Genomic DNA, 22,116 nt, shown 5'->3' on the forward strand with positions numbered 1-22,116 from the left:
ATTAAAACTGTTAGAAAACGGCTGGTTAATATCAAATTAATAAATTATGCCAGATTCTTTAAAACAGAAAGCAGCCAAAGGTGTACTTTGGAGCACAATCGAGCGCTTTTCCGTTCAAGGCGTACAGTTCCTGATTATGATTGTGATGGCAAGGTTGCTTACACCGCATGATTATGGAATCATCGGTATGCTGGCCATTTTCATTGCTGTGGCGCAGTCGTTGATTGACAGCGGCTTTTCGCAAGCATTGATACGTAAACAGAATAGGACTGAGACTGACAACAACACTGTATTCTATTTCAATATTGTCGTCAGTGGCTTGCTTTACTTTATATTGTACATTTCTGCCCCGTTTGTTGCAGATTTCTATAATACGCCACAGCTTTGCCCTGTAATGCGCGTCGTATGTATCAGCATAATTTTCAATTCTTTGGCAGTTGTACAGCGTGCGCTTCTTACGATCAAGATTGACTTCAAGACCCAAGCCAAGGCCGCCTTGACTGCCGCTGTAACTTCGGGCGTAGTAGGCATAACAATGGCTTACCATGGATTCGGCGTATGGTCGCTGGTTACACAACAGTTGCTTAATCTCGGTATAAATACAAGTCTGTTATGGCTGTTGTCAAAGTGGAGACCACGATTGATATATTCTTGGCAATCATTTCACGAATTGTTCGCCTTTGGCTCGAAGCTCCTTGCATCAGGACTGCTCGATACCATTTATCGCAACATCTATCCCATTGTTATAGGCAAGCTTTTCAGTGCCTCAAACCTGGGACATTATACTCGCGCACATCAGTTCTCTGAGTTCCCTTCGTCCAATCTTACCGGAATAATCCAGCGTGTAACCTATCCCGTGCTTTGCGAGATACAAAATGATGACGCCCGCCTTGCCGGAATTTACCGTAAATTCCTAAAATTGTCTGCTTTTATAATATTCCCGTTGATGATAGGTCTCTCTTCAGTCTCAAGGCCTTTTATTAGCATTATGCTTGGACAGCAATGGGAGTTTTGCGGACAATTATTGCAAATTATCTGTTTCAGCATGATGTGGTATCCCATTCACGCCATCAATCTCAATCTTCTGCAAGTGAAAGGCCGTTCAGACCTGTTCCTGCGACTTGAAATCATAAAGAAAATTCTTGGTGTGACCGTACTTTGCATCACCGCGCCGTTTGGTCTTATTGTGATGTGTTATGGTTCAATTCTCAATTCGCTCGTAGCATTAGTGATAAACACTTACTACACCGGCAAACTGATCAATGTCGGTTTTTTCAAACAAATGTGCGACCTGTTACCTACTATTGTTCTCTGCCTCGTAATGTTCGTCCTGATACTTATGGTAAACTATTTCATCCCAAGCGATATCGTAAAACTTTGTGTCGGTGTTGCTATAGGCATGACCTTTTACATATTGTCAAGTCACATCTTTAAGTTTTCTGAACTTACAGAAATACTGTCTTTACTTAAGAGAAAACCATAGAACTAATATAAAACAAATTTATCATGGATAATGAATTGATAACAGTAACGTCACCGTTACTGCCGAATCTTGATGATTTTAATGAAATGCTCAAGCAGATTTGGGCAAGTAAATGGATAACCAATAATGGTTCTTTTCACAAGCAACTTGAAAAGGAACTGGCTGTTTATCTGAAGGTGCCTTATATAAGTCTGTTTACTAATGGCACTTTGCCGCTGATAACAGCTCTTCAGGCATTGCGTATAACAGGCGAGGTTATTACTACTCCCTATAGTTTTGTTGCTACGACTCACGCTTTGTGGTGGAATGGTATAAAGCCTGTATTTGTGGATATAGACCCTACTACAGGTAATATTAACCCCGATAAGATAGAGGCTGCCATTACGCCTAAGACCACGGCTATAATGCCAGTACATGTATATGGCAAGCCCTGTGACACCAAGCGGATACAGGAGATTGCCGACCAATATGGCTTGAAAGTGATTTATGATGCTGCTCATGCATTTGGAGTAGAGGTTAATGGTGAGAGTATACTCAATGCCGGTGATCTGAGCACACTCAGTTTCCATGCTACAAAAGTTTACAACACCGTAGAAGGTGGAGCGATGGTGATGCACGATGAAAAAATGAAGAAGCGCATAGACTACTTGAAGAATTTTGGTTTCGCCAACGAAACAACCGTGGTCGGTCCTGGCATCAACAGCAAGATGGACGAGGTGCGTTCGGCCTACGGTCTGCTCAATCTTAAACAAGTGGATGCCGCGATAGAAGCACGTCACCAAGTCGCCATAAAATATCGTGAAGTTCTTCGTAATGTTGAGGGTGTAACATTTTTCGATGACATCCCTGGTGTCCGTCACAATTATTCATACTTCCCTATTTTTATAGATGCGAAAAAATATGGAATGACTCGCGATGAACTTTATTTCAAGATGAAAGAGCAAAATGTTCTCGGCCGCCGTTACTTCTATCCGCTTATCAGCGAGTTCTCAACCTACCGCGGACTTGAAAGCGCAAAACCGGAGAATCTGCCCGAGGCGCACAAGATGGCCGACAGCGTAATCTGTTTGCCAATGCACCATGCGCTTAGTAACGATGACATTCAACGAATACTTGATAGTATAATTAAGTGACAGGTATGAAGAAAATATTGCTGCTGGGCGGTTCTGCCCAACAGCTTGTAGCGATAAAAGCGGCTAAGGAATTAGGGTATTATACCATTGTCTGCGATTATCTTCCGGACAATCCCGGACAATATGAGGCAGATAAATTTTACGCTACAAGCACAACAGATATTGAAGCCGTTTATGAAATCGCTAAGGAAGAGCAAATCAATGGCATACTCGCTTATGCTTCCGACCCTGCTGCTCTTCCTGCTGCTATCGTAGCCGAGAAACTGGGATTGCCCACTAATCCTGCAAAGAGCGTAGAGATTCTTGGATTGAAATATCCGTGGCGTAAGTTCTTACACGATAACGGATTTGCATGCCCTAAATTCTACCCATTTAATCCCCAAACTCCGATAGATGAAATTAAGAATAATATTAAGAATTTTACGTTTCCATTTGTGGTAAAGCCGACCGACTCGTCTGGCAGCAAGGGTGTGACAAGGCTTGATGATTGGAACGGACTTGAAAAGGCTATAAGCCAGGCTGACGAATATTCAAGGAATAAAGTTTTGCTCGTTGAAGAGTTCATTCAGAGAGGCTATCCATATGTCATTGGCGGTGATATTTTCGTATGGAACGGGAAAATAGTTCTCTATGGTGAAATGGAGTGCCTTAGGGATATGGTAAGAAGTCCTTTAATTCCGATAGGGGAAAAAAAACCGGCGGCCATCAATGAAAAACAAAAAAGATTTGTTTACAACGAATTGCAGCGTGTAATTACAGCACTTAATATCCGTTTTGGCGAGATGAATATTGAAATTCTGCTTGATAAAGACGACAATGTGCATTTCCTCGAGTTGGGTCCAAGAGCAGGCGGTAACATGATTCCCATTCAGCTTAGCGACGCTTTCGGCATAGATTTGGTGAAAGCCAACGTACAAGCCGCAATAGGGGTGAAGCCTGATTTTGTAGACAAGCCGGTAAAAGCCCTTCCCGGTTGCTATATGCATTATGTCCTGCATAGTTATGAGACTGGAACATTCGGCAATGTTGAAATAGATGAGAGCATAAGAAAGTTTGTCTATCGTGAAGTCATTTACAAGAAACCCGGTGACAAGATTGAAGTTTTTGATGGAGCCGGTAAAGCTCTCGGCATAATCTTTCTGCATTTTGATAAAAGTATAGAAATGGAAGATTTCTGCAAGAATCATAACACATTAATTAAGGTAAATCTGCAATGACAGGAACTCAACAAGTAAAGCCGATAGGAGGCTATTTTGAGCTGGAGCTTCCTATATATCCCGAACTCCATGCCAATGCTATTGCCCTTAATAGCGGACGTTTCTGCTTGGAGTATGTTTTGAGATGCAAGCACTATAAAAAAGTGTACGTTCCGTATTTCATTTGCGATTCAGCCGTTGAACCAATTAAGAAACTTGGTATTCCGTATGAGTTTTATCATATAAATAAGGATTACCGTATAATTGATGAAATCCGGCTAAACGATGGTGAAGCATTGTTGTATGCTAACTATTGGGGGTTGCAAGACGCATATTGCCAACATCTTGCCTCCATATACGGACAGAGGCTTATTCTTGATTACACTCAGGCGTTTTATTCAAAACCAATTGATGGAATAGATACATTTTATAGTTGTCGTAAATTTTTCGGTGTACCTGACGGAGGGTATCTTTATACCAACGTTCAGACCGATTTTGAAATTGCACAGGATGAATCATACACACGTATAAATTCGCTTGTGAAACGTATAGACATTTCTCCCGAAGCCGGTTTTCAAGACTTTCATATTACCAGTGCGGAATTTCATAAAATGCCGATACGGAGAATGTCCAACTTTACAAAACGCATGATGAAAAGCATTGATTACGAGTATGCTGCATGTCGCAGAATCGAAAACTACAACACATTGCAGCAACAACTTGGGGGTAGAAAACTTTGCTATGGTGAAGTGCCAATGATATTTCCATTTATATCAGAATTAGGACAAGAACTTCGCCAGCACTTTATCGTAAACAAGGTTTTCGTAGCAAAGTATTGGCCAAACGTGGACGGTTGGGCTGGAAAAGATTCACTGGAAACGTGGATGGCAAACCATATTCTTCCGTTGCCCATAGACCAAAGATATTCAAAGAATGATATGGAAATAATTTTAAATATTATAGAAGTATGAAAGAAAAGGTAGTAATAATTGGCGGTAAAGGAACTGCTGTTGTCATAGCTGAACAGATTTATGACGCTCAAATTCGTTTCGGAAAAGAAATTGAAGTTATAGGTTTCGCATTCGATGATCCTGCCTTTTTGGGTGGCATCAATGGGTGGCCTGTTCTGTGTGGCACGAAGGAGGCTTATGAAAAATTTAAAGATGATGCTGATATCAAATTCGTTTTTGCAATGTATCGTTCTGACTTGCTCAAAGAAAGAATTCAGCTTCGGGACAATCTGAACATTCCGAAAGAGCGCTATTTGTCTTTCATACATCCGACAGCATATGTCGCTAAAAGTGTTCGGATGGGACAGGCAAATATTGTGCTAGCAAATTGTTCCATCAACTGTAATGCTGTACTTGGCGATTTTAACACAATGAACACCAATTCATCAATTGGGCATGATACGGTAATTGGAAATAATAATTTTATCGCTGCTCATACCTGTATCGGTAGTGGTTTAAAAATAGGAAATGGAAATTTTACCGGATTGAATTGCAGCCTTAGGAACCTTATAAGAATTGGAGATTACAACCTGATTGGCATGGCCTCAAATGTTGTAAAAGATGTCGAATGTGGGAAAACACTCGTAGGAAATCCTGCGCACGAATTACATAAATAAAAAATAATGAATAAATCAATTTTAGGACTTTATTATGAGGATTTTGTCATAGGTGACGAAATCCAACATTCACTTTCCAAAACTATTTTTGAGAGTGATAATAACTTCTTTTCCTTGTTGACAATGAATCATCATCCCGTTCATACTAATATGGATTATGCGGCAAAAAACCAACACGGAAAAATTCTAGTGGTGGGTACATTAGTATTTTCGTTGGCTGTTGGGATTACCGTACCTGATATCAGTGGAAAAGCAATAGCCAATTTAGAATATGAGAGCATTAAACATTTAAATCCGGTATTTTTGAATGATACAATTTATGTTCGCACAAAGATATTGGATAAGCGTGAGTCTAAATCCAAATCTGACCGTGGAATTATTTATGTGGAATCCATCGCTTATAATCAAAATGGAGTAGATGTTCTGTCATTCAGAAGAAAAGTATTAGTAAAAAAGAAAGAGTTATAATTATGAATAATACATATTTAATGCGCAGCCTGATGTTTGTACCTGCGCATAATCAAAAATTGCTTGATAGTGCCGTGCGACGTGATGCGGATGTTCTTCTATTGGACATAGAAGATTCTGTTCCGTTTGCAGAAAAACAGCTTTCCCGTGACAATATTAAGAATTTTGTTAAACGTCCGGATTTGCATGGGAAATTATTATTTCCTCGTGTGAATGATCGGGAAAGTGGTGAACTGCTTCGTGATGCTTATCAGTTGACTATAGACGGGATCGCTGGATTCATGTATCCCAAAGCGACAAAAGGGGATGACATTTATTTTTTTGGTAAATTACTTGAAACGATTGAATATGAAAAAGGGTTTCCTATTGGAACATTTAAAATAATCCCATTGATTGAGACGGCAGGTGCTGTAATCAATATTAAAGATATATGTAGTGCATGTACTAGAGTTATAGCTGTTGCATTTGGGTGTGAAGACTATGTAACAGACATGGGTGGAAAACATGATGCAGAAGGAATAAGCATAACGACTGCACGCAACATGATATGTATTGGTGCACGCAGTTGTGGTGTGCTTCCTATTGATACTGTCCATATTAAGGTTCATGATTTGGATGATCTGGAGAAGAATCTCATACTGAGTAAGAATTTGGGATTTGAAGGTATGCTTGTCCTGAATCCTAAGGAACTTCCATTGGTGAACAGATATTATTCACCAACCGAAGACGAAGTTGCTTGGGCAGAAGAAATGATTACATTATCTGAGGAAGCCGTAAGTGAGGGCAAAGGAGTGGCTGTAAAAGATAACAAATTTATAGGACCTCCAATGGTGAAAATGGCGCGCAATATAATTAGAAAACATGAGCTGATTGTGCTTAAAGAAAAGGAATTCCATGAATTATGATTTAATGATGACTATCCATTGAACTGCTTAGCAAGCTAAATCATTGGTTGATGGATACAGAAAAGGTTTATTATTTGTTAGTCTGTAATGCATTGTATGAAAAAAATATTATAGCAAATGTAATAACAGACAGTGAAGAAATAGTTTTTCAAGGGATGATATGTATGTAAGTTTGAATATCTTAAGAATGTACTTTCCTGCATAAAAAACAATCTTTCAGCTTATGATAAAAACTTTTGTGAGACTAGCCCCAGAAGGAGACGATAAGAGCAGTCCGGTTAAATGTATCACGCGATTATTCCACCAGTGTCTTTGCCACCACAACATCATATGATATTGTGACGGTAAAGCACCCTCAAAATATATTTGGGAAAAATAAAATGAATGACAATAAGTTATTAGTTTCTATAAAATGCATGGTTTACAACCATGAACCGTACCTCCGCCAATGCCTTGAAGGTTTCGTGATGCAAAAAACAAGCTTCCGCTTCGAGGCTATTGTTCACGATGATGCATCTTCAGATGGCAGTGCGGCGATAATACGTGAGTATGCCAGAAAATATCCAGACATTATTAAACCTATTTATGAAACAGAAAATCAATACTCAAAACGGAATGGTTCATTAAATAGAATAATAAACGCACATATGCATGGAAAGTATATAGCATTTTGCGAAGGTGACGATTACTGGACTGATCCGCTAAAATTACAAAAACAGGTGGACTGGTTAGAGAAGCATGATGAGTATGTAATGTCGCATTCAAATTGTTTATGTTTTAACCAATCAACAGGAAAATTCACCCATGATAAAATAGAAAACAAAAAAGTTGAAATTGGTTGCAATCTCTCATGTGAAGATATTATTAGATACCCAAGAATAGTAATGACTTTAACTGTAGTTATTAGAAAATCTGTCCTTGATAAAATAATAGTTTCCGATCCTTTTATTTTTGATTCAGGGAATTTTTTATTAGGGGATATTCCTCGCTGGTATTCAGCTTCCAGAATGGGAAAAATACATTTCTTATCGGATATAACAAGTGTTTACCGTGAATTGAATAGTTCAGCATCCCACATCAAAGGGTTTAAAAACCGATATAAATTTTCGGTTTCAGCCCAAGGCCTTCGGGCTTATTTATGCAGACGGGATAACTTATCTACAGATTTATCGGCTTTGATAGAAAGACGATATGCCAATGTCTTGTTACACCATCTCGTATTAAATCCCGATTATAAACCTGTCGTTCCGCTGTTGCCAAACACTCATCGTTTTGAATTATTTCTGCAACGCCATAAATTGTTGGGGATATATCTTGCGATAAAAGATATTTTCAGAAAATTAAAACTATCCAAACCATTATGAGCACCATAAGATTAATATACATTCTATTGCATGTATTGGAAATTTGGATGCTCTTTGTAGCTGGAAGGAAAATGTCCCAGACAAAAACAGACAAGGAATATTGGAAAGCATCTCTGTGGGCGTTTGTTCCTTATGTGTTTGTTTTAGGATTAAGATTCGGACATAATATAGATTGGAATTTATATTGTGTAAGATATCTTGAACATAAATCAATGGATTGGAATACGACAGAACCCATATATCACTTTCTTTTTTATCTATTCAATTCAATAGGAGTACCATATTTTATTGTAATTTCCTTCCAAGTCGCTTTATTTATGTTTAGCTTTTTACTCGTAGCCAAACATTTTAAAAATTGCTTGTATTATGTTCTTCCATTGCTTCCTGTTGTTGCGCAAAGTAATGACAACTACATCAGATGGTATTTAGCTGTTTCGTTTGCACTGATTTCTCTATATTTTCTGCTATCGGATAACAAGAAAAAGTATATTAAGTGCATATTGGCATTTATTGTAGGAGTACTGATACATAATGGAACACTTCTATTATTGGCTTTTATACCGGTTTACTACTTTGGGCGCAAAAAGCATATCCCGATAACTATTTCCGTCATAACAGTATTTCTTTCGGTTTTTGTAGTTTCCATCTCAATAATGTCCTTTCTTTCTGAAATTGCATTGTCTGTCTATTATTTAGGCGGAAACAGTCTTCAAGATGTTCGGCTTTCTACTTACTTACTAAAAGTAAGTGGCATGGTAACAGAAGGGTATGGCATTACTGGCATTGGTGAATATAATCTTCGAAATAAGGTATTTACGTTTGTATCATTTTTACCTGTCATCATTTACGGACCGCGGTATCTAAACTCCTATAAATGGGGTATACTAACTTATAACCTCTTCATCATAGGAGCATTTCTGAATCCTTTTTTTAGTACAATAGAAATATTTGATAGATATAGTAAGGCATTGCTAATTTTTCAAGCCATTGTTGCAGGAATCGTATATTATAAGCTTTTAAAGAGCAAAGACACAATAAGTGCTGTTAGAATTTTCTCTTTGGTATCTTTGCTTTGCTGCTTCTATCCATTCATCCGATATTCTTGTATGACCACAGCGGATTATAGGATGATGTATATATGGGATTCCAATGGCCGTGATTATATAAATACGGATTTGTACATTAATGATTTTATCAATAATTAAAATAATGACTATGAGCATAAAAAGGAATATAAAAACAATACTTAAACTGCTACAAAGAAAAAAAGTGACAAAAGCAGATATCGTATTGTTGTCTCCTAACCAACGGTTAGTTAGAAAGAAAGTGATTATAACAGGCGGAAATCGTGGATTGGGATTTGCTATGGCAAAAAAATTTACAGATGAAGGAGCCGAAGTCTTAATAACAGGTCGCGACGAAGAAAAGTTAGAAAAAGCTGCAAAAGAGATTGGTTGTAAATACATGCAATATGATGTAACGGATTTTACTCACATGGATGAGTTCATTAAAGAGGCGGATGACCTGTTAGGCGGTGCCAATGTGCTGGTAAATAATGCCGGTATTTCGTTGCATGAGGGCACCATAATGGATGTTCATTATGAACAATTTGACAAGCAAATAGAGACAAATCTCAAGGGAGCGTATTTCTTGTCACAAAAGTTTCTTCGTATGTATGAGAAAAAGCATAGAAATGGCGGATCCATACTATTTCTATCCTCAGAACGGGGACATTATGCTGATGATTTACCTTACGGACTCATTAAAGCTGCCATTAACAGCTTAACGCAGGGACTTGCAAAAATGTTGATACATAGCAATATAAGAATAAATGCAATTGCTCCAGGTATTACAACGACTGATATGACAGGCATAACAAAGGACGATATTTATGCAGATGACTATTCGACAGGCAGATATTATTTGCCTGAAGAGGTGGCAGAAGTTGCTTGCTTTCTTGTTAGTGATGCATCTTCTTGCCTGTCGGGACAGATTATAATTTGTAATAACGGAGATTCAATTAATTACAGAAAATAGGAAACAAATAAGCACTATATGATGTCTACATATTATACAAACGATAGAACAACCCAAATTGTTCTATATTTATTGAAAGCTCATGGAATAAGAAAAGTCATTGTGTCACCTGGTACAACAAATGTTACGCTTGTAGCGAGTATGCAGATTGACCCCTATTTTGAGCTGTATTCTGCGGTGGATGAAAGATCGGCTGCTTATATGGCCTGTGGATTAGCTTATGAATCTGGAGAGCCTGTTGTACTTTCCTGCACGGAAGCAACAGCATCACGTAATTACTTCCCCGGATTAACTGAAGCATATTACCGAAAACTTCCTGTGCTAGCTATTACAGGATGTCATGGCAGTAATGACATCGGTCATTTAAGGCCGCAAGTTATAGATAGAAGTGAACAACCTGTAGACACAGTTAAAATGAGCATTAGTTTGGGGAAATGTAAAAGTCAGGACGATGAATGGTTCGTCAATGTCCAAACGAATAAGGCTTTGCTTGAATTAACACGTAACGGCGGAGGGCCTGTTCATATAAATCTAAGTTATAGCGGCAGTTCATTTCTTACACGCAATTTGCCAAGCACAAGGGTAATCAAGCGTTATTCTCAATTTGAAAATGTGCCGCCCTTACCAATTGGAAGAATAGCAATATTTGTAGGTAGCCATAAAAAGTGGAGTGATGATGAATTGAATGCGATAGACTCCTTCTGTGCAAATCACAATGCGGTCGTTTTTTGTGATAAAACCAGTGGGTATTTGGGTAAATATAGAATAGATTATGCTTTGATTGCGGCACAATCTTCATATACCCCCCATACCAATAATCCGGATTTATTGATTCATATAGGTGAAGTTTCAGGTGATACATATACACAAGGTTCTTTAAAACCTCAAAGCGTATGGCGAGTAAGTGAGGATGGTGAAGTAAGGGATACATTTAAGCGACTAAAAAATGTTTTTTCCATGCCTGAGAAAATATTCTTTACACTCTATAAGGATGTTAATCCAAACAACACTGATGAATATTTGAATGCATGCAAAAAGGAATATGAATCTATTGTATCGCAAGCGCCTAATGTTGAATTTTCAAATGTTTGGATCGCTCAAACATTGATTGGTAAATTGCCCAAACAATCCATTCTTCATTTGAGCATATTCAACAGTTTTCGTTCATGGAATTTTGCTCCAACACGATCGGACATTCAGACAATCTGCAATGTGGGAGGCTTCGGGATTGACGGCACACTTTCCACGTTGTTAGGTGCATCTATTGCAAATCCTGATATATTGCATTTTGCAGTTATAGGCGATTTGGCCTTTTTCTATGATATGAACTCTTTAGGGAACCGTTATGTGAGCAATAATATACGCATACTATTAATAAATAACGGTCGCGGTACAGAGTTTAGGAATTATGATCACCCCTGTGTTTTGTTTGGTGAGGAAGCGGATTCATATATGGCTGCAGCAGGTCATTTTGGATATAAATCCACGACTTTGGTTAAAAATTATGCACTCAGTTTAGGCTTTAAATATTTAACTGCATCTACCAAAGAAGATTTCCTGAATATGTATGAACAGTTTACAGATTCTAATAATAGAGAAGCCCCAATGATACTGGAGGCCTTTACTGATTCTAAAGACGAAAGTAATGCTGTATATGCGTATAGACATATAATAAAAGAATGTGTATTGGAAATTAAGAACAAGGCAAAAAGAATTGTTAAAGATATTATTAAGAGATAATTTTTAAAAATCATGAAAATAGGAATCATAACTTACCACAAAAGCCATAATTATGGTGCTTTGCTGCAAGCCATAGCACTGCGCATAAAATTGGTACAAATGGGGCATGATGTATATTTTATAGATTATTGGCCATTGTATCATAAACAGCTATATGACTTTTTCTCTATCAAGGAAATGTTTAATTACGGTATCAAAGATGCCATAAAATACGGCTTAAAGATTCTATTATCTTATAAGAAACGAAAAAAGAGAATTACATCGTTTATGCAATTCATTGAGGAATTTATTCAGCCTTATTGTATTGACTATTCGACAAACGATAAGTTTGATATCATCATTTATGGAAGTGATCAAATATGGAGAAAACAACCGGAATTATCCAATCATTTTGATCCTGTATATTTTGCTGATAACATATTAAAAGCAAATAAACACATAGCTTATGCGGCAAGTATGGGTAATATGGACTTGAGCAAAAAAAACTATGACTTTTTGAAAGAAAAAGTCAACAAATTCTCACACATTTCTGTAAGAGAAGAAAAATTAAAATTCATAATGGAAGAAGTTGGCATTAATAGTCCATTAGTTTTAGACCCTACACTCTTATTGACGAATGATATTTGGGAACGAGTATTCCCAATTAGAAATATGTTTAATGAAAGATATGTTCTTTATTATAGGTTATTAAGAAATTCCTTCAATGAAAAGCAAGTCGCTGATTTTGCACAAAGATTAGGATGCAAACTCCTTATTTTAGAAGGCCGACCAAGACCTACCATAAAAAAAGATACCATTTCTTCTGCAAATCCAATAGAATTTATTTCATTGATTAAATATGCGGATTTCATTTTCACTTCTTCTTACCATGGAATGGTTTTTTCATTGATATTTCACAAGCAATTTTTTGCTTCATTTTCTGAAAATTCCGATAGGGCCGAATCCCTTTTAACTTCATTGGATTTGAAAGACCATCTTATACCACATAAGTCAGATATACCTACACACATTAGAAAAATAGACTATACTTCTATTGATTTAAAAATAAACTCCCTACGAAGCTTATCTGAAAAGTTTTTGAAAGAATCAATATAGCAATAGTTTGTGATGTTTCTCATAGAATGATTTTTGTTATATGCACATTCTTCATTATACATTAGGTTTCCAGCCATATAGAAGTGGCGGACTTGTCCGTTATGCGGCAGATTTAATGCAGATGCAGGCAAGTATGGGGCATAAGATTTTTGCCTTGTACCCAGGAAGTATGTCTCTTACAATGCCCAAGTGTCATATTCGGTCGGATGAATCCATTGGTGACGTATGTGTCTTTGAGTTAGTAAATTCTAAGCCTGTTCCTTTGATGTATGGAATTAAAAATGTGAACGACTTTATTGATGACCATAATGTGGACGTTACATCTTTGAATAAGATGCTTGAAGAAACACAACCTGATATTTTTCATATCCATACATTGATGGGACTTCCATTAGAATTTCTGAAAGTAATAAAAAGACGAGGTATAAAAACTGTTTATACGTCTCATGACTATTTCGGATTGTGTCCAAGAGTCAACTTTATTGACAATAACGGACAGTTTTGTTCCATTGCATCGGCACAAAACTGTTGCGCTTGCAATGTTGATGCCAAGAAAACTATATTTTTAAGGGTCAGGAATGCCAAATGTCTTGTCCCGTTAAAACAATTTTTGAGAAAAGCTGTTAAGTGATGAATGATTACAGCAAATTATTGGATTATTTCAAAGAGAGTTTTGGCCTTATAGATTATTTTCATTTCAATAGCGAGACCACCCAAAATGTTTATTCAGGAAATCTGCATATTGAAAATGGGAAAATTATACCCATAACTCATTCCGAAATAAAAGACAACAGGCATAAGAAATCATTTGATGCCAGTATATTGCGAATAGGTTTTATAGGAAACGACACTCCATACAAGGGTTTGCCTTTGTTGTTGCAAGTCTTGAAACGAATTACAGACAAGTCTTCGTGGCGATTAGACGTATGGGGTGGCAAGGTCGCCCAAGAGAAGGATTGGCAGATATTTTATCGAGGTAAGTTCGACAGCCGTTCGTTGGCGACTGTTTATGATGGAATGGACGTATTGATAGTTCCGTCAATCTGGAAAGAAACGTTTGGTTTTGTTGTCTTGGAAGCATTGTCGTATGGAGTGCCTGTCATTGTGTCTGATAATGTCGGCGCAAAAGACATTGTGAAACAATATGATGAAAGGTTTGTCTTCACTTCAGCATCAGAATTGCTTGCATTGTTAAACCAGATTTTTAAAGATCGTTCATTGTTGGTGGAATTTAATGAGAAAGTTCTGAATGGAGTATGGAAGCATTCGATGAAAGACCATACTGAGGAAATATTGAGATTGTATGAAGCTATGAAGAAATGAGGAATCTGCATGGGAAAATCTTGTGCAAATTCATTCACTCAATTTATCCCCTATTTCATTCATCTACAAAAGGAAATAAAGTCCAATGACAATATTCATAACTATTGCAATATTCCTCTGCATCTCATACATCCTTTATTGCGAATTAAAAAACCTTGAAAGCATTGTATATTGGGGAGTCCTGGTAGTGACTTTATGGGGATTGCTGCATCTCCAAATGCCATTGCAATGGTGGATGATTGGAAACCTTTCTATTTGCTTTTGGGATTTATCTATAGGTCTATTGGTTCTAACAAGCGTATTCTGTCTTTTTCGACATATATGGGTGGAAACAATCATGATGCGTAAAGAATTATAGAATCTCGTAGAATCTTTTGGCGCATATATTAAAGATGTATGGCAGGACAAACTGATACGCAAAAAATTATGGAATCTCGTAGAACCTTTGGGTGTTTATATTAATGATGTGTGGCAGGATAAACTATTTGCTTTTACACTGATTGCCATTCTTGTACTTTATGTGGCTTCAATAATTTCTTTTATAACGAAATGAAATCTATTGAATTGGGGGATTACGATACCTTTAGCGGCTTGCTGTCATTGTTTACAGCCGTGATAGGCTTGGCATATCCTTTTATTTTGCAGGCAATAGAACGGATACAGGAACGCTATATAACGGAAAGGGTATCACACTGGTTTGAGGAAGAGACCACATTTGCCCGTTTCTTCTTCATGCTAAAAGCTAATATTCCTATTGCTTTTCTTGCTCCTTTCTTTTTATTTTTGTTTTATGACTATGTTTTATTGTCCATTACTGTGCTGGCTGTGCAATCCGTGTTTGTCTGTCTACTACTTTTTTACCTGATGGGACTGTACAAACAGGTGGATACTTACAGTTCGTATATTAAGATGGCAGAATATTCTTCGAAAGAAGATATGGAGCGTGTAGCCATCGTGATGTTATCAGCAGACCACAATGAGGAAAAAGAAGGGTATGGATGCGGCACATGACAAACTGTATGGACGTATCGCTGACCTATTGGCGCAAGAGGCACAAAAAAGAAATGGAAACTTAGTCGAGTTTCCTGCGGAAGTGCTTCAAGTTGCAAGGCAAATACTTTTGGCAGCAGAAAAGAGGGAGGTGTATCCTCGAATATCTTGTGACACAACTCTCATTCCACTATTATATGATACCATATATAATAAAAGCCATCCAACAAAAGAATTGCGGAGTTTTATCTGGTTTCATTTGAACAGGTTGCTTAAAGCGGGAAATACGGATTGGTTAAAATCGTATTGGGAATGGGCTTCGCAATACTACAGGACAATGCGTTACAATGGAAGCTACGATGAAATTGAGCGGAATGAGTTTCATGAAATGCACCTATTTTTTGCAGCTATGGTATTGCGCAGTGGGAACAAGGAACTCATGGAGCATATTATGTCCTTTCAAGATACACTTCCCGACCCGCCACCCTTGCTGTTGTACCGAATAAGCGAAATAATTCAAACCCTTTTGGATTTTGACAAATTGCGGAATTGGCCATTTAGATTGGTAAAAAACTATCAGATGTACTTCTTCGCCAATGATGTCAATGCAGACCATAACATTTTCAGGGTATTATGTGATTATCTGGCATTCTCACTATTAAATATAGTCAACAAACAGGACTGCAACTCATATACGATTAACGAATATCTTATTGACAAGAAAATTCCTATCGAAAGATTAAAAAAAGAAAGGGAGACATTGGAATGGTTTAGAAGCATTGTAATGATTGATATAAGCAAAATAAATTGTGAACATTTCTCAAGGAAACAGGCAGAAGCAGCTCGAACTCTACTTTTAGGATTGGTGAAGGAATATGATAAGAGGGTTGAGTCTATCAAAGAACATGACAATATTGATCCTGATAAATTAGATGCGCTCAAAAAAGAAATTATTGTAGAATGCGAGAGGATGGCATTGCCATTGCAAAGGAAGAAAATGGATGGCGAAGATGTAGAGCAATTGAAGTTTATCGTATCGGATACAGCACAGGCTGCGCCCGGACAAATGCTTGAACACTATAGCACTTCAAGTGTTAATTTCACGGAAGTGCTTGTAGCTTATTTGCTGCATCAATTTTATGCAAGATTGGCATCCTTATTTATTTTGAATGGTGCCGTTGCCACTTACCTGATACAATACAATGATTTGGGAGAGGCTCTGCGAAGAATGCATTTCAATAAAGACGAATACGTCTTGCTAAACAACGGTATTTCACTTTGGGGGCAGGATTTAGGATGCATCAAGCGTGAGGAAATCATCGCCATAGGCAGTGGAAGTAACAATTTGTTCATCATAAAAAAAGATGATTGCCCTACTTACTTATATGGAACGTTGACAAACATGCGGCAAATTGACAAACAATATGAGGCCATTGATGAATCAAAAGGCTTGTTTTGGAAAGAACCAACCGATAATCTCATGGTGCATATTGCACAACCTTATGTTTTATACAACAGAAGGCATATGCGCTTTCTAAAAATCAACATCACCTACGACAGAGCTTTGGGCGATTGTAGTCTCCACAAGCTGAAAGACATCAGTGAAATTTTATAATAATACAATCTAATGAAAATAGCATTTATCAGCACCCGTGGTATACCTAACAACTATGGGGGCTTCGAACAGTTTGCCGAATACATTTCCGTAGGATTGGCACAAAGAGGTCATGAAGTGGTAGTCTATTCACCCAAATTTCATCCGTATCAGGAGGACACATATAAAGGTGTACGCCTTAAACATATCTACAGTCCGGAGACATGGATGGGAAGTTCAGTCGGCAGTTTTTTCTATGACTTTGCGTCATTGTGCGATGCCTTGAAGAAAGAAGATTTCGACATCATTTATGAGGCGGGTTACACGAGTATTATTCCGGCTTACATCTGGTTCAACGTGAGGAAGCGGAAACGTCCGATATTCACCACCAATATGGATGGATTGGAGAACAAGCGGTCGAAGTTCAGCCCGATGGTAAGACGTTTTCTGGATTGGGAAGAGAAAATGGCGGTGAAATACAGTCATTACTTGATTGCCGACAACATGGGCATCCACGATTATTATAAGGAGAAATACGACAAGGAGAGCAAGTTTTTGGCTTATGGCGCGGACATTCATGATGATTTCAATGCAGACTATTTGAAAGAATTTGGATTGCAACCGGAAGAATATTACATCTTGATTGCCCGTCTTGAACCGGAAAACAACATCGTGATGGCGATAGAAGGCTATCTGCATTCGAAAGAAAACGGACGCAGACCGCTGATTGTAGTCGGCAAGACGAACACGCCTCACGGTAAAGAGCTTGTAGAGAAGTACGGAAACGAGAAGAACGTGAGATTTGTCGGTGGTATCTATGATTTCAAGAAACTGGATTCCGTCCGTCATTTCTCAAAGGCCTATTTCCACGGTCACAGCGTGGGAGGCACCAATCCTTCCTTGCTCGAAGCAATGGCGGCGGGCTGTTTCATCTTTGCGCACGACAATATCTTCAACCGTGCCGTGCTGGAAGAGAATGCTTTCTATTATCCGTCGGCAGACAAGGTCGCAGAGTATCTTAACCGTATTGACACGATGGCAGAGGAAAGCAAGATTCAATATACAGCCAACAACATTGAAGTAATCCGAAATGAATATTCTTGGGAACACCTGGTGGATGAGCACGAGAAGTATTTTCAGTGGTTGTTGGAACAGAACGAAAAGTGAAAAACTGAAACTCAATATATTAAGTATGAAAGGTATAGTATTAGCCGGTGGCAGCGGTACACGTTTGTATCCTATCACCAAGGGAATCAGCAAGCAGTTGATTCCAATTTTTGATAAACCGATGATTTATTATCCGATTTCTGTGCTGATGCTGGCCGGAATCAGGGAGATACTCATTATCTCGACCCCTTTAGACCTGCCGGGTTTCAAGAGGCTATTAGGTGACGGAAGTAACTTCGGAGTGAGGTTTGAGTATGCCGAGCAACCTTCACCTGATGGGCTGGCCCAAGCTTTCATTATCGGTGAAAAGTTCATCGGAAATGACTGCACCAGCCTGGTGTTGGGCGACAATATTTTCTACGGTGCGGGATTGAACGACATACTGAAGCAGGCTGTCACCGATGCCGAACAGAACGGCAAAGCGACCGTATTCGGCTACCGCGTGAGTGACCCCGAGCGTTACGGTGTGGCAGAGTTTGACAAGGACGGCAACTGCCTGAGCATTGAAGAGAAGCCGGAACATCCTAAAAGCAACTATGCCGTAGTCGGGCTGTATTTTTATCCGAACAAGGTGGTAAATATAGCCAAGAACATCAAGCCTTCTGCGCGTGGAGAGCTGGAGATTACGACTGTGAACCAAGAGTTTCTGAAAGACAAGGAGCTGAAAGTGCAGACCATGGCCCGCGGCTTTGCATGGCTTGACACTGGTACGCATGACTCGTTGTCAGAGGCATCGACATTCATCGAGGTTTTGGAGAAACGTCAGGGATTGAAGGTCGCCTGTCTTGAGGGCATCGCCTACCGCAAAGGCTGGATAACGGCGGACAAGCTCCGTGAGGTGGCACAGCCCATGCTGAAGAACGACTACGGAAAGTATCTGCTTTCAATTCTTGATGAGAAGGAAGATTCGTTGGAAAAGAATTTGGAATACTGAAAAGAATTAAGAGTTATGAATGAGGAATTTGGAATTAAGATATACAGTTTCTCTGGTTTGTATCAATTCTTTTAAAGATATAACACAATGGAAGTAATCAAGACAGAGATAGAGGACGTGGTGATTATCGAGCCGCGTCTGTTCAAGGATGAGAGAGGATATTTCTTCGAGAGTTTCTCGCAAAGGGAGTTCGACGAAAAAGTCTGTCACGTGACTTTCGTGCAGGACAACGAGAGCATGTCATCGTACGGCGTTATGCGTGGCCTGCATTTCCAACGTCCGCCGTTCACGCAGGCAAAGTTAGTGAGATGCGTAAAAGGAGCCGTGCTTGACGTCGCAGTTGACATTCGTAAAGGCTCGCCCACATACGGCAGGCATGTAGCCGTTGAGCTGACCGAGGACAACCACCGTCAGTTCTTCATCCCCAAGGGTTTTGCACACGGATTCGCCGTACTCAGCGAGACCGCAATGTTCCTGTACAAGTGCGATGAGTTCTATCATCCCGAGGCTGACGGAGGTATAAGCATACTCGACGGCAGTTTGGGCATTGACTGGTGCATACCGACTGAACACGCTATTCTCAGTGAGAAAGACACGAAACACCCACTGCTGAAAGATTTTGAATCACCATTCATTTACAAGTGAGAAGGTTAGAAAACCAATCAATTATGAATTCAAAAGGCATTTCTACTTACTCCTCCTCTCCTTACTCTTTTACTCCTAAAAATAAGAACACATGAACATACTTGTAACAGGCGCAAACGGCCAGCTGGGCAACGAGATGCGCATAGTAAGCAAAGACACGAATGACAGCTATACCTTTACTGACGTTGTAAAGGCTGAGGGCGTGGAGACGACCATACTTGACATAACAGACGCGGATGCCGTAAGAAGCATTGTGAAGGAGAAAGACATACAGTGCATCGTGAACTGCGCGGCGTACACCAACGTTGACAAGGCGGAGAGCGACGAGGCATTGTGCCGCAAACTGAACGCCGATGCGCTGAAGATACTGGCAGAGGCAATGAAAAAGGTGAACGGTCTGCTCATACAGATTTCCACCGACTATGTCTTTGGCGGCGATCCGTATAACACTCCGTGCCGTGAAAACCAGAAAGGTACTCCTACTGGTGTTTATGGAAAGACTAAACTGGAGGGCGAGCAGAATATTGAAGTCGTAGATTGCGATTACGTCATTATCCGCACGGCATGGCTGTACTCAGAATACGGCAGGAACTTCGTAAAGACGATGCTTAACCTGACTGCAACGAAGCCGAAACTGACTGTGGTGTTCGATCAGGCAGGCACGCCGACTTATGCCTACGACCTTGCCGTGGCAATCAAGACCGTATTGTCAGACTATGAAAAAGAGAATCCAAAGAACGGATATTCAAAGCGCGGCATCTACCATTTCAGCAACGAGGGTGTATGCTCGTGGTTCGACTTTACCAAGAAGATTGCCGAACAGTCAGGAAATACAGCCTGCGACATCCAACCTTGCCACAGCGATGAGTTCCCCAGTCCGGTCAAACGTCCGGCATATTCGGTATTGGACAAGACAAAAATCAAGGAGACTTTCGGGTTGAAGATACCTTATTGGACGGATTCGCTGAAAGTCTGCATGAAAAATATGGATGCAATACAGCATTAACCAACAAAACAAAAACGACATGGAATTCAAGAGAAACATAATCGTAACGGGCGGAGCCGGATTTATCGGCTCACACGTGGTACGCCTGTTCGTTAACAAATACCCCGAATACCACATTATCAACCTCGACAAGCTGACGTATGCCGGCAACCTGGCAAACCTGAAGGACATCGAGGACAAAGAAAACTATACGTTCGTGAAGGCCGACATCTGTGATTATGAGATAGTGAAGGCACTGATGGCAAAGTATAACGTGGACGGCATTATCCACTTGGCAGCCGAGAGCCACGTGGACCGTTCAATCAAAGACCCGTTCACATTCGCCCACACTAACGTAATCGGCACGCTAACCCTGCTTCAGGCTGCAAAGGAATACTGGGAGAGTCTGCCGGAAGGCTATGAGGGCAAGCGTTTTTATCACATCTCAACAGATGAGGTTTACGGCGCGTTGGAGCTGACCAATCCCGAAGGCATTGAGTCTCCATTTACTACTAAGGCATCGTCGGAGCATCACCACGCCTACGGCACAGAGTTCTTCACGGAAGAGACAAAGTACAACCCGCACTCTCCCTACTCTGCGTCGAAGGCGTCGTCAGACCATTTCGTCCGTGCCTTCCATGACACTTACGGTATGCCGACCATCGTAACAAATTGCTCGAACAATTATGGGCCCTACCAGTTTCCTGAGAAACTGATACCTCTGTTCATCAACAACATCCGCCACAAGAAGCCGCTTCCTGTCTATGGCAAGGGCGAGAACGTACGCGACTGGCTGTATGTTGAGGACCACGCACGCGCCATCGACCTTATATTCCACAAGGGCAAGACTGCCGACACATACAACATCGGCGGTTTTAATGAATGGAAGAACATCGACATCATCAAGGTGGTCATCAAGACGGTAGACCGTTTGCTGGGCAGAGCCGAGGGCGAGGACATGAACCTGATTACTTATGTTACCGACCGCAAGGGGCACGACATGCGCTATGCCATTGACTCACGCAAGCTGCAAAGAGAGCTTGGCTGGGAACCGAGCCTGCAGTTTGAGGAAGGCATAGAGAAGACCGTGCGGTGGTATCTGGACAACCAGGCATGGATGGACAACGTGACGAGCGGAGGCTATCAGAAATATTACGACGAGATGTATAAAAACAGGTAGTCTATGAATAAAAAATAAGAGTCGATTTAAAATAAACGCTATTTAGAGGGAGGTAATAACATATAAATGTAAGTACTCAAATTAGGGCTCAAAAATGAAATATATATCTTCGCTGCGAACTAAAACTTACGAATTATGCTAAGCAGTGAAGACCTTGAAAGATTCTACTTTCAGTATCAAACCGAGGCGGTGCCTCTCGGAATGTCAGTCCAGACATTCTGTTTACGGAACAATGTTCCATATAACATTT

At 39.7% G+C, this 22,116-nt stretch carries 21 protein-coding genes; all 21 read left to right on the top strand.

The features are described from left to right. The first annotated feature begins 46 nt into the window (after positions 1-46). The gene (locus DWY57_RS19600; protein ID WP_007853041.1) at positions 47-1,483 is read left to right on the top strand and encodes a lipopolysaccharide biosynthesis protein; all 1,437 of its coding nucleotides are present in this window, start codon (positions 47-49) and stop codon (positions 1,481-1,483) included. A gap of 23 nt (positions 1,484-1,506) precedes the next feature. Continuing rightward, the gene (locus DWY57_RS19605; protein WP_038605913.1) at positions 1,507-2,616 is read left to right on the top strand and encodes a DegT/DnrJ/EryC1/StrS family aminotransferase; all 1,110 of its coding nucleotides are present in this window, start codon (positions 1,507-1,509) and stop codon (positions 2,614-2,616) included. 5 nt (positions 2,617-2,621) lie between these two features. Further along, positions 2,622-3,833, top strand: coding sequence for an ATP-grasp domain-containing protein (locus DWY57_RS19610; protein ID WP_117875810.1), 1,212 nt, complete (start codon positions 2,622-2,624; stop codon positions 3,831-3,833). Next, positions 3,830-4,783 carry a hypothetical protein gene (locus tag DWY57_RS19615; RefSeq protein WP_007853050.1) on the top strand — a complete coding sequence of 318 codons (954 nt, stop codon included), beginning with the start codon at positions 3,830-3,832 and terminating at the stop codon, positions 4,781-4,783. The genes DWY57_RS19610 and DWY57_RS19615 overlap by 4 nt, the downstream gene beginning before the upstream one ends. Then, positions 4,780-5,439, top strand: a complete 660-nt coding sequence (locus DWY57_RS19620) for a sialic acid O-acetyltransferase NeuD family sugar O-acyltransferase (RefSeq protein WP_007853052.1) — start codon at positions 4,780-4,782, stop codon at positions 5,437-5,439. The genes DWY57_RS19615 and DWY57_RS19620 overlap by 4 nt, the downstream gene beginning before the upstream one ends. Positions 5,440-5,445: 6 nt before the next feature. Beyond that, on the top strand, positions 5,446-5,907 hold the full coding sequence (locus DWY57_RS19625) for a MaoC family dehydratase (RefSeq protein WP_007853054.1): 462 nt from the start codon (positions 5,446-5,448) through the stop codon (positions 5,905-5,907). Between the two features lie 2 nt (positions 5,908-5,909). Further along, positions 5,910-6,812, top strand: coding sequence for a CoA ester lyase (locus tag DWY57_RS19630; protein ID WP_117875811.1), 903 nt, complete (start codon positions 5,910-5,912; stop codon positions 6,810-6,812). 380 nt (positions 6,813-7,192) lie between these two features. Then, positions 7,193-8,176 carry a glycosyltransferase gene (locus tag DWY57_RS19635; protein ID WP_117875812.1) on the top strand — a complete coding sequence of 328 codons (984 nt, stop codon included), beginning with the start codon at positions 7,193-7,195 and terminating at the stop codon, positions 8,174-8,176. Beyond that, the gene (locus DWY57_RS19640; protein ID WP_038605907.1) at positions 8,173-9,381 is read left to right on the top strand and encodes an EpsG family protein; all 1,209 of its coding nucleotides are present in this window, start codon (positions 8,173-8,175) and stop codon (positions 9,379-9,381) included. Before DWY57_RS19635 ends, DWY57_RS19640 begins: the two co-directional genes overlap by 4 nt. 10 nt (positions 9,382-9,391) lie before the next feature. Further along, entirely contained in the window at positions 9,392-10,213 is an 822-nt protein-coding gene (locus DWY57_RS19645) for an SDR family oxidoreductase (protein ID WP_007853066.1), read from the top strand. Positions 10,214-10,231: 18 nt separating this feature from the next. Continuing rightward, positions 10,232-11,953: a thiamine pyrophosphate-binding protein gene (locus tag DWY57_RS19650; protein WP_229099056.1), complete on the top strand. Its 1,722-nt coding sequence runs from the start codon at positions 10,232-10,234 to the stop codon at positions 11,951-11,953. Between the two features lie 12 nt (positions 11,954-11,965). Further along, positions 11,966-13,048 (top strand): polysaccharide pyruvyl transferase family protein, encoded by a 1,083-nt coding sequence (locus DWY57_RS19655; protein ID WP_038605904.1) that lies wholly within the window; start codon positions 11,966-11,968, stop codon positions 13,046-13,048. 40 nt (positions 13,049-13,088) lie between these two features. Then, positions 13,089-13,679 carry a glycosyltransferase gene (locus DWY57_RS19660; RefSeq protein ID WP_117875813.1) on the top strand — a complete coding sequence of 197 codons (591 nt, stop codon included), beginning with the start codon at positions 13,089-13,091 and terminating at the stop codon, positions 13,677-13,679. Further along, positions 13,679-14,371: a glycosyltransferase gene (locus DWY57_RS19665; RefSeq protein WP_007853075.1), complete on the top strand. Its 693-nt coding sequence runs from the start codon at positions 13,679-13,681 to the stop codon at positions 14,369-14,371. Before DWY57_RS19660 ends, DWY57_RS19665 begins: the two co-directional genes overlap by 1 nt. Before the next feature lie 549 nt (positions 14,372-14,920). Continuing rightward, entirely contained in the window at positions 14,921-15,382 is a 462-nt protein-coding gene (locus DWY57_RS19670) for a hypothetical protein (protein WP_038605899.1), read from the top strand. Next, the gene (locus DWY57_RS19675) at positions 15,348-16,976 is read left to right on the top strand and encodes a hypothetical protein (protein ID WP_120164413.1); all 1,629 of its coding nucleotides are present in this window, start codon (positions 15,348-15,350) and stop codon (positions 16,974-16,976) included. The genes DWY57_RS19670 and DWY57_RS19675 overlap by 35 nt, the downstream gene beginning before the upstream one ends. 12 nt (positions 16,977-16,988) lie before the next feature. Next, positions 16,989-18,122 (top strand): DUF1972 domain-containing protein, encoded by a 1,134-nt coding sequence (locus DWY57_RS19680; RefSeq protein ID WP_007853090.1) that lies wholly within the window; start codon positions 16,989-16,991, stop codon positions 18,120-18,122. Between the two features lie 25 nt (positions 18,123-18,147). Beyond that, positions 18,148-19,056, top strand: a complete 909-nt coding sequence (gene rfbA / locus DWY57_RS19685; protein WP_007853092.1) for a glucose-1-phosphate thymidylyltransferase RfbA — start codon at positions 18,148-18,150, stop codon at positions 19,054-19,056. Positions 19,057-19,143: 87 nt separating this feature from the next. Next, complete coding sequence (rfbC, locus tag DWY57_RS19690; RefSeq protein WP_007853095.1) at positions 19,144-19,701, top strand: dTDP-4-dehydrorhamnose 3,5-epimerase; 558 nt, start codon at positions 19,144-19,146, stop codon at positions 19,699-19,701. A 91-nt stretch (positions 19,702-19,792) separates the two neighbouring features. Next, a complete protein-coding gene (rfbD, locus tag DWY57_RS19695; protein WP_007853100.1) occupies positions 19,793-20,707 on the top strand; it encodes a dTDP-4-dehydrorhamnose reductase in 915 nt (304 codons plus the stop codon). A 19-nt stretch (positions 20,708-20,726) separates the two neighbouring features. Beyond that, positions 20,727-21,866: a dTDP-glucose 4,6-dehydratase gene (locus tag DWY57_RS19700; RefSeq protein ID WP_032950830.1), complete on the top strand. Its 1,140-nt coding sequence runs from the start codon at positions 20,727-20,729 to the stop codon at positions 21,864-21,866. Positions 21,867-22,116 lie beyond the last annotated feature (250 nt).

The sequence above is a fragment of the Bacteroides sp. AF25-5LB genome (assembly GCF_003602965.1).
GTDB lineage: Bacteria > Bacteroidota > Bacteroidia > Bacteroidales > Bacteroidaceae > Bacteroides > Bacteroides uniformis.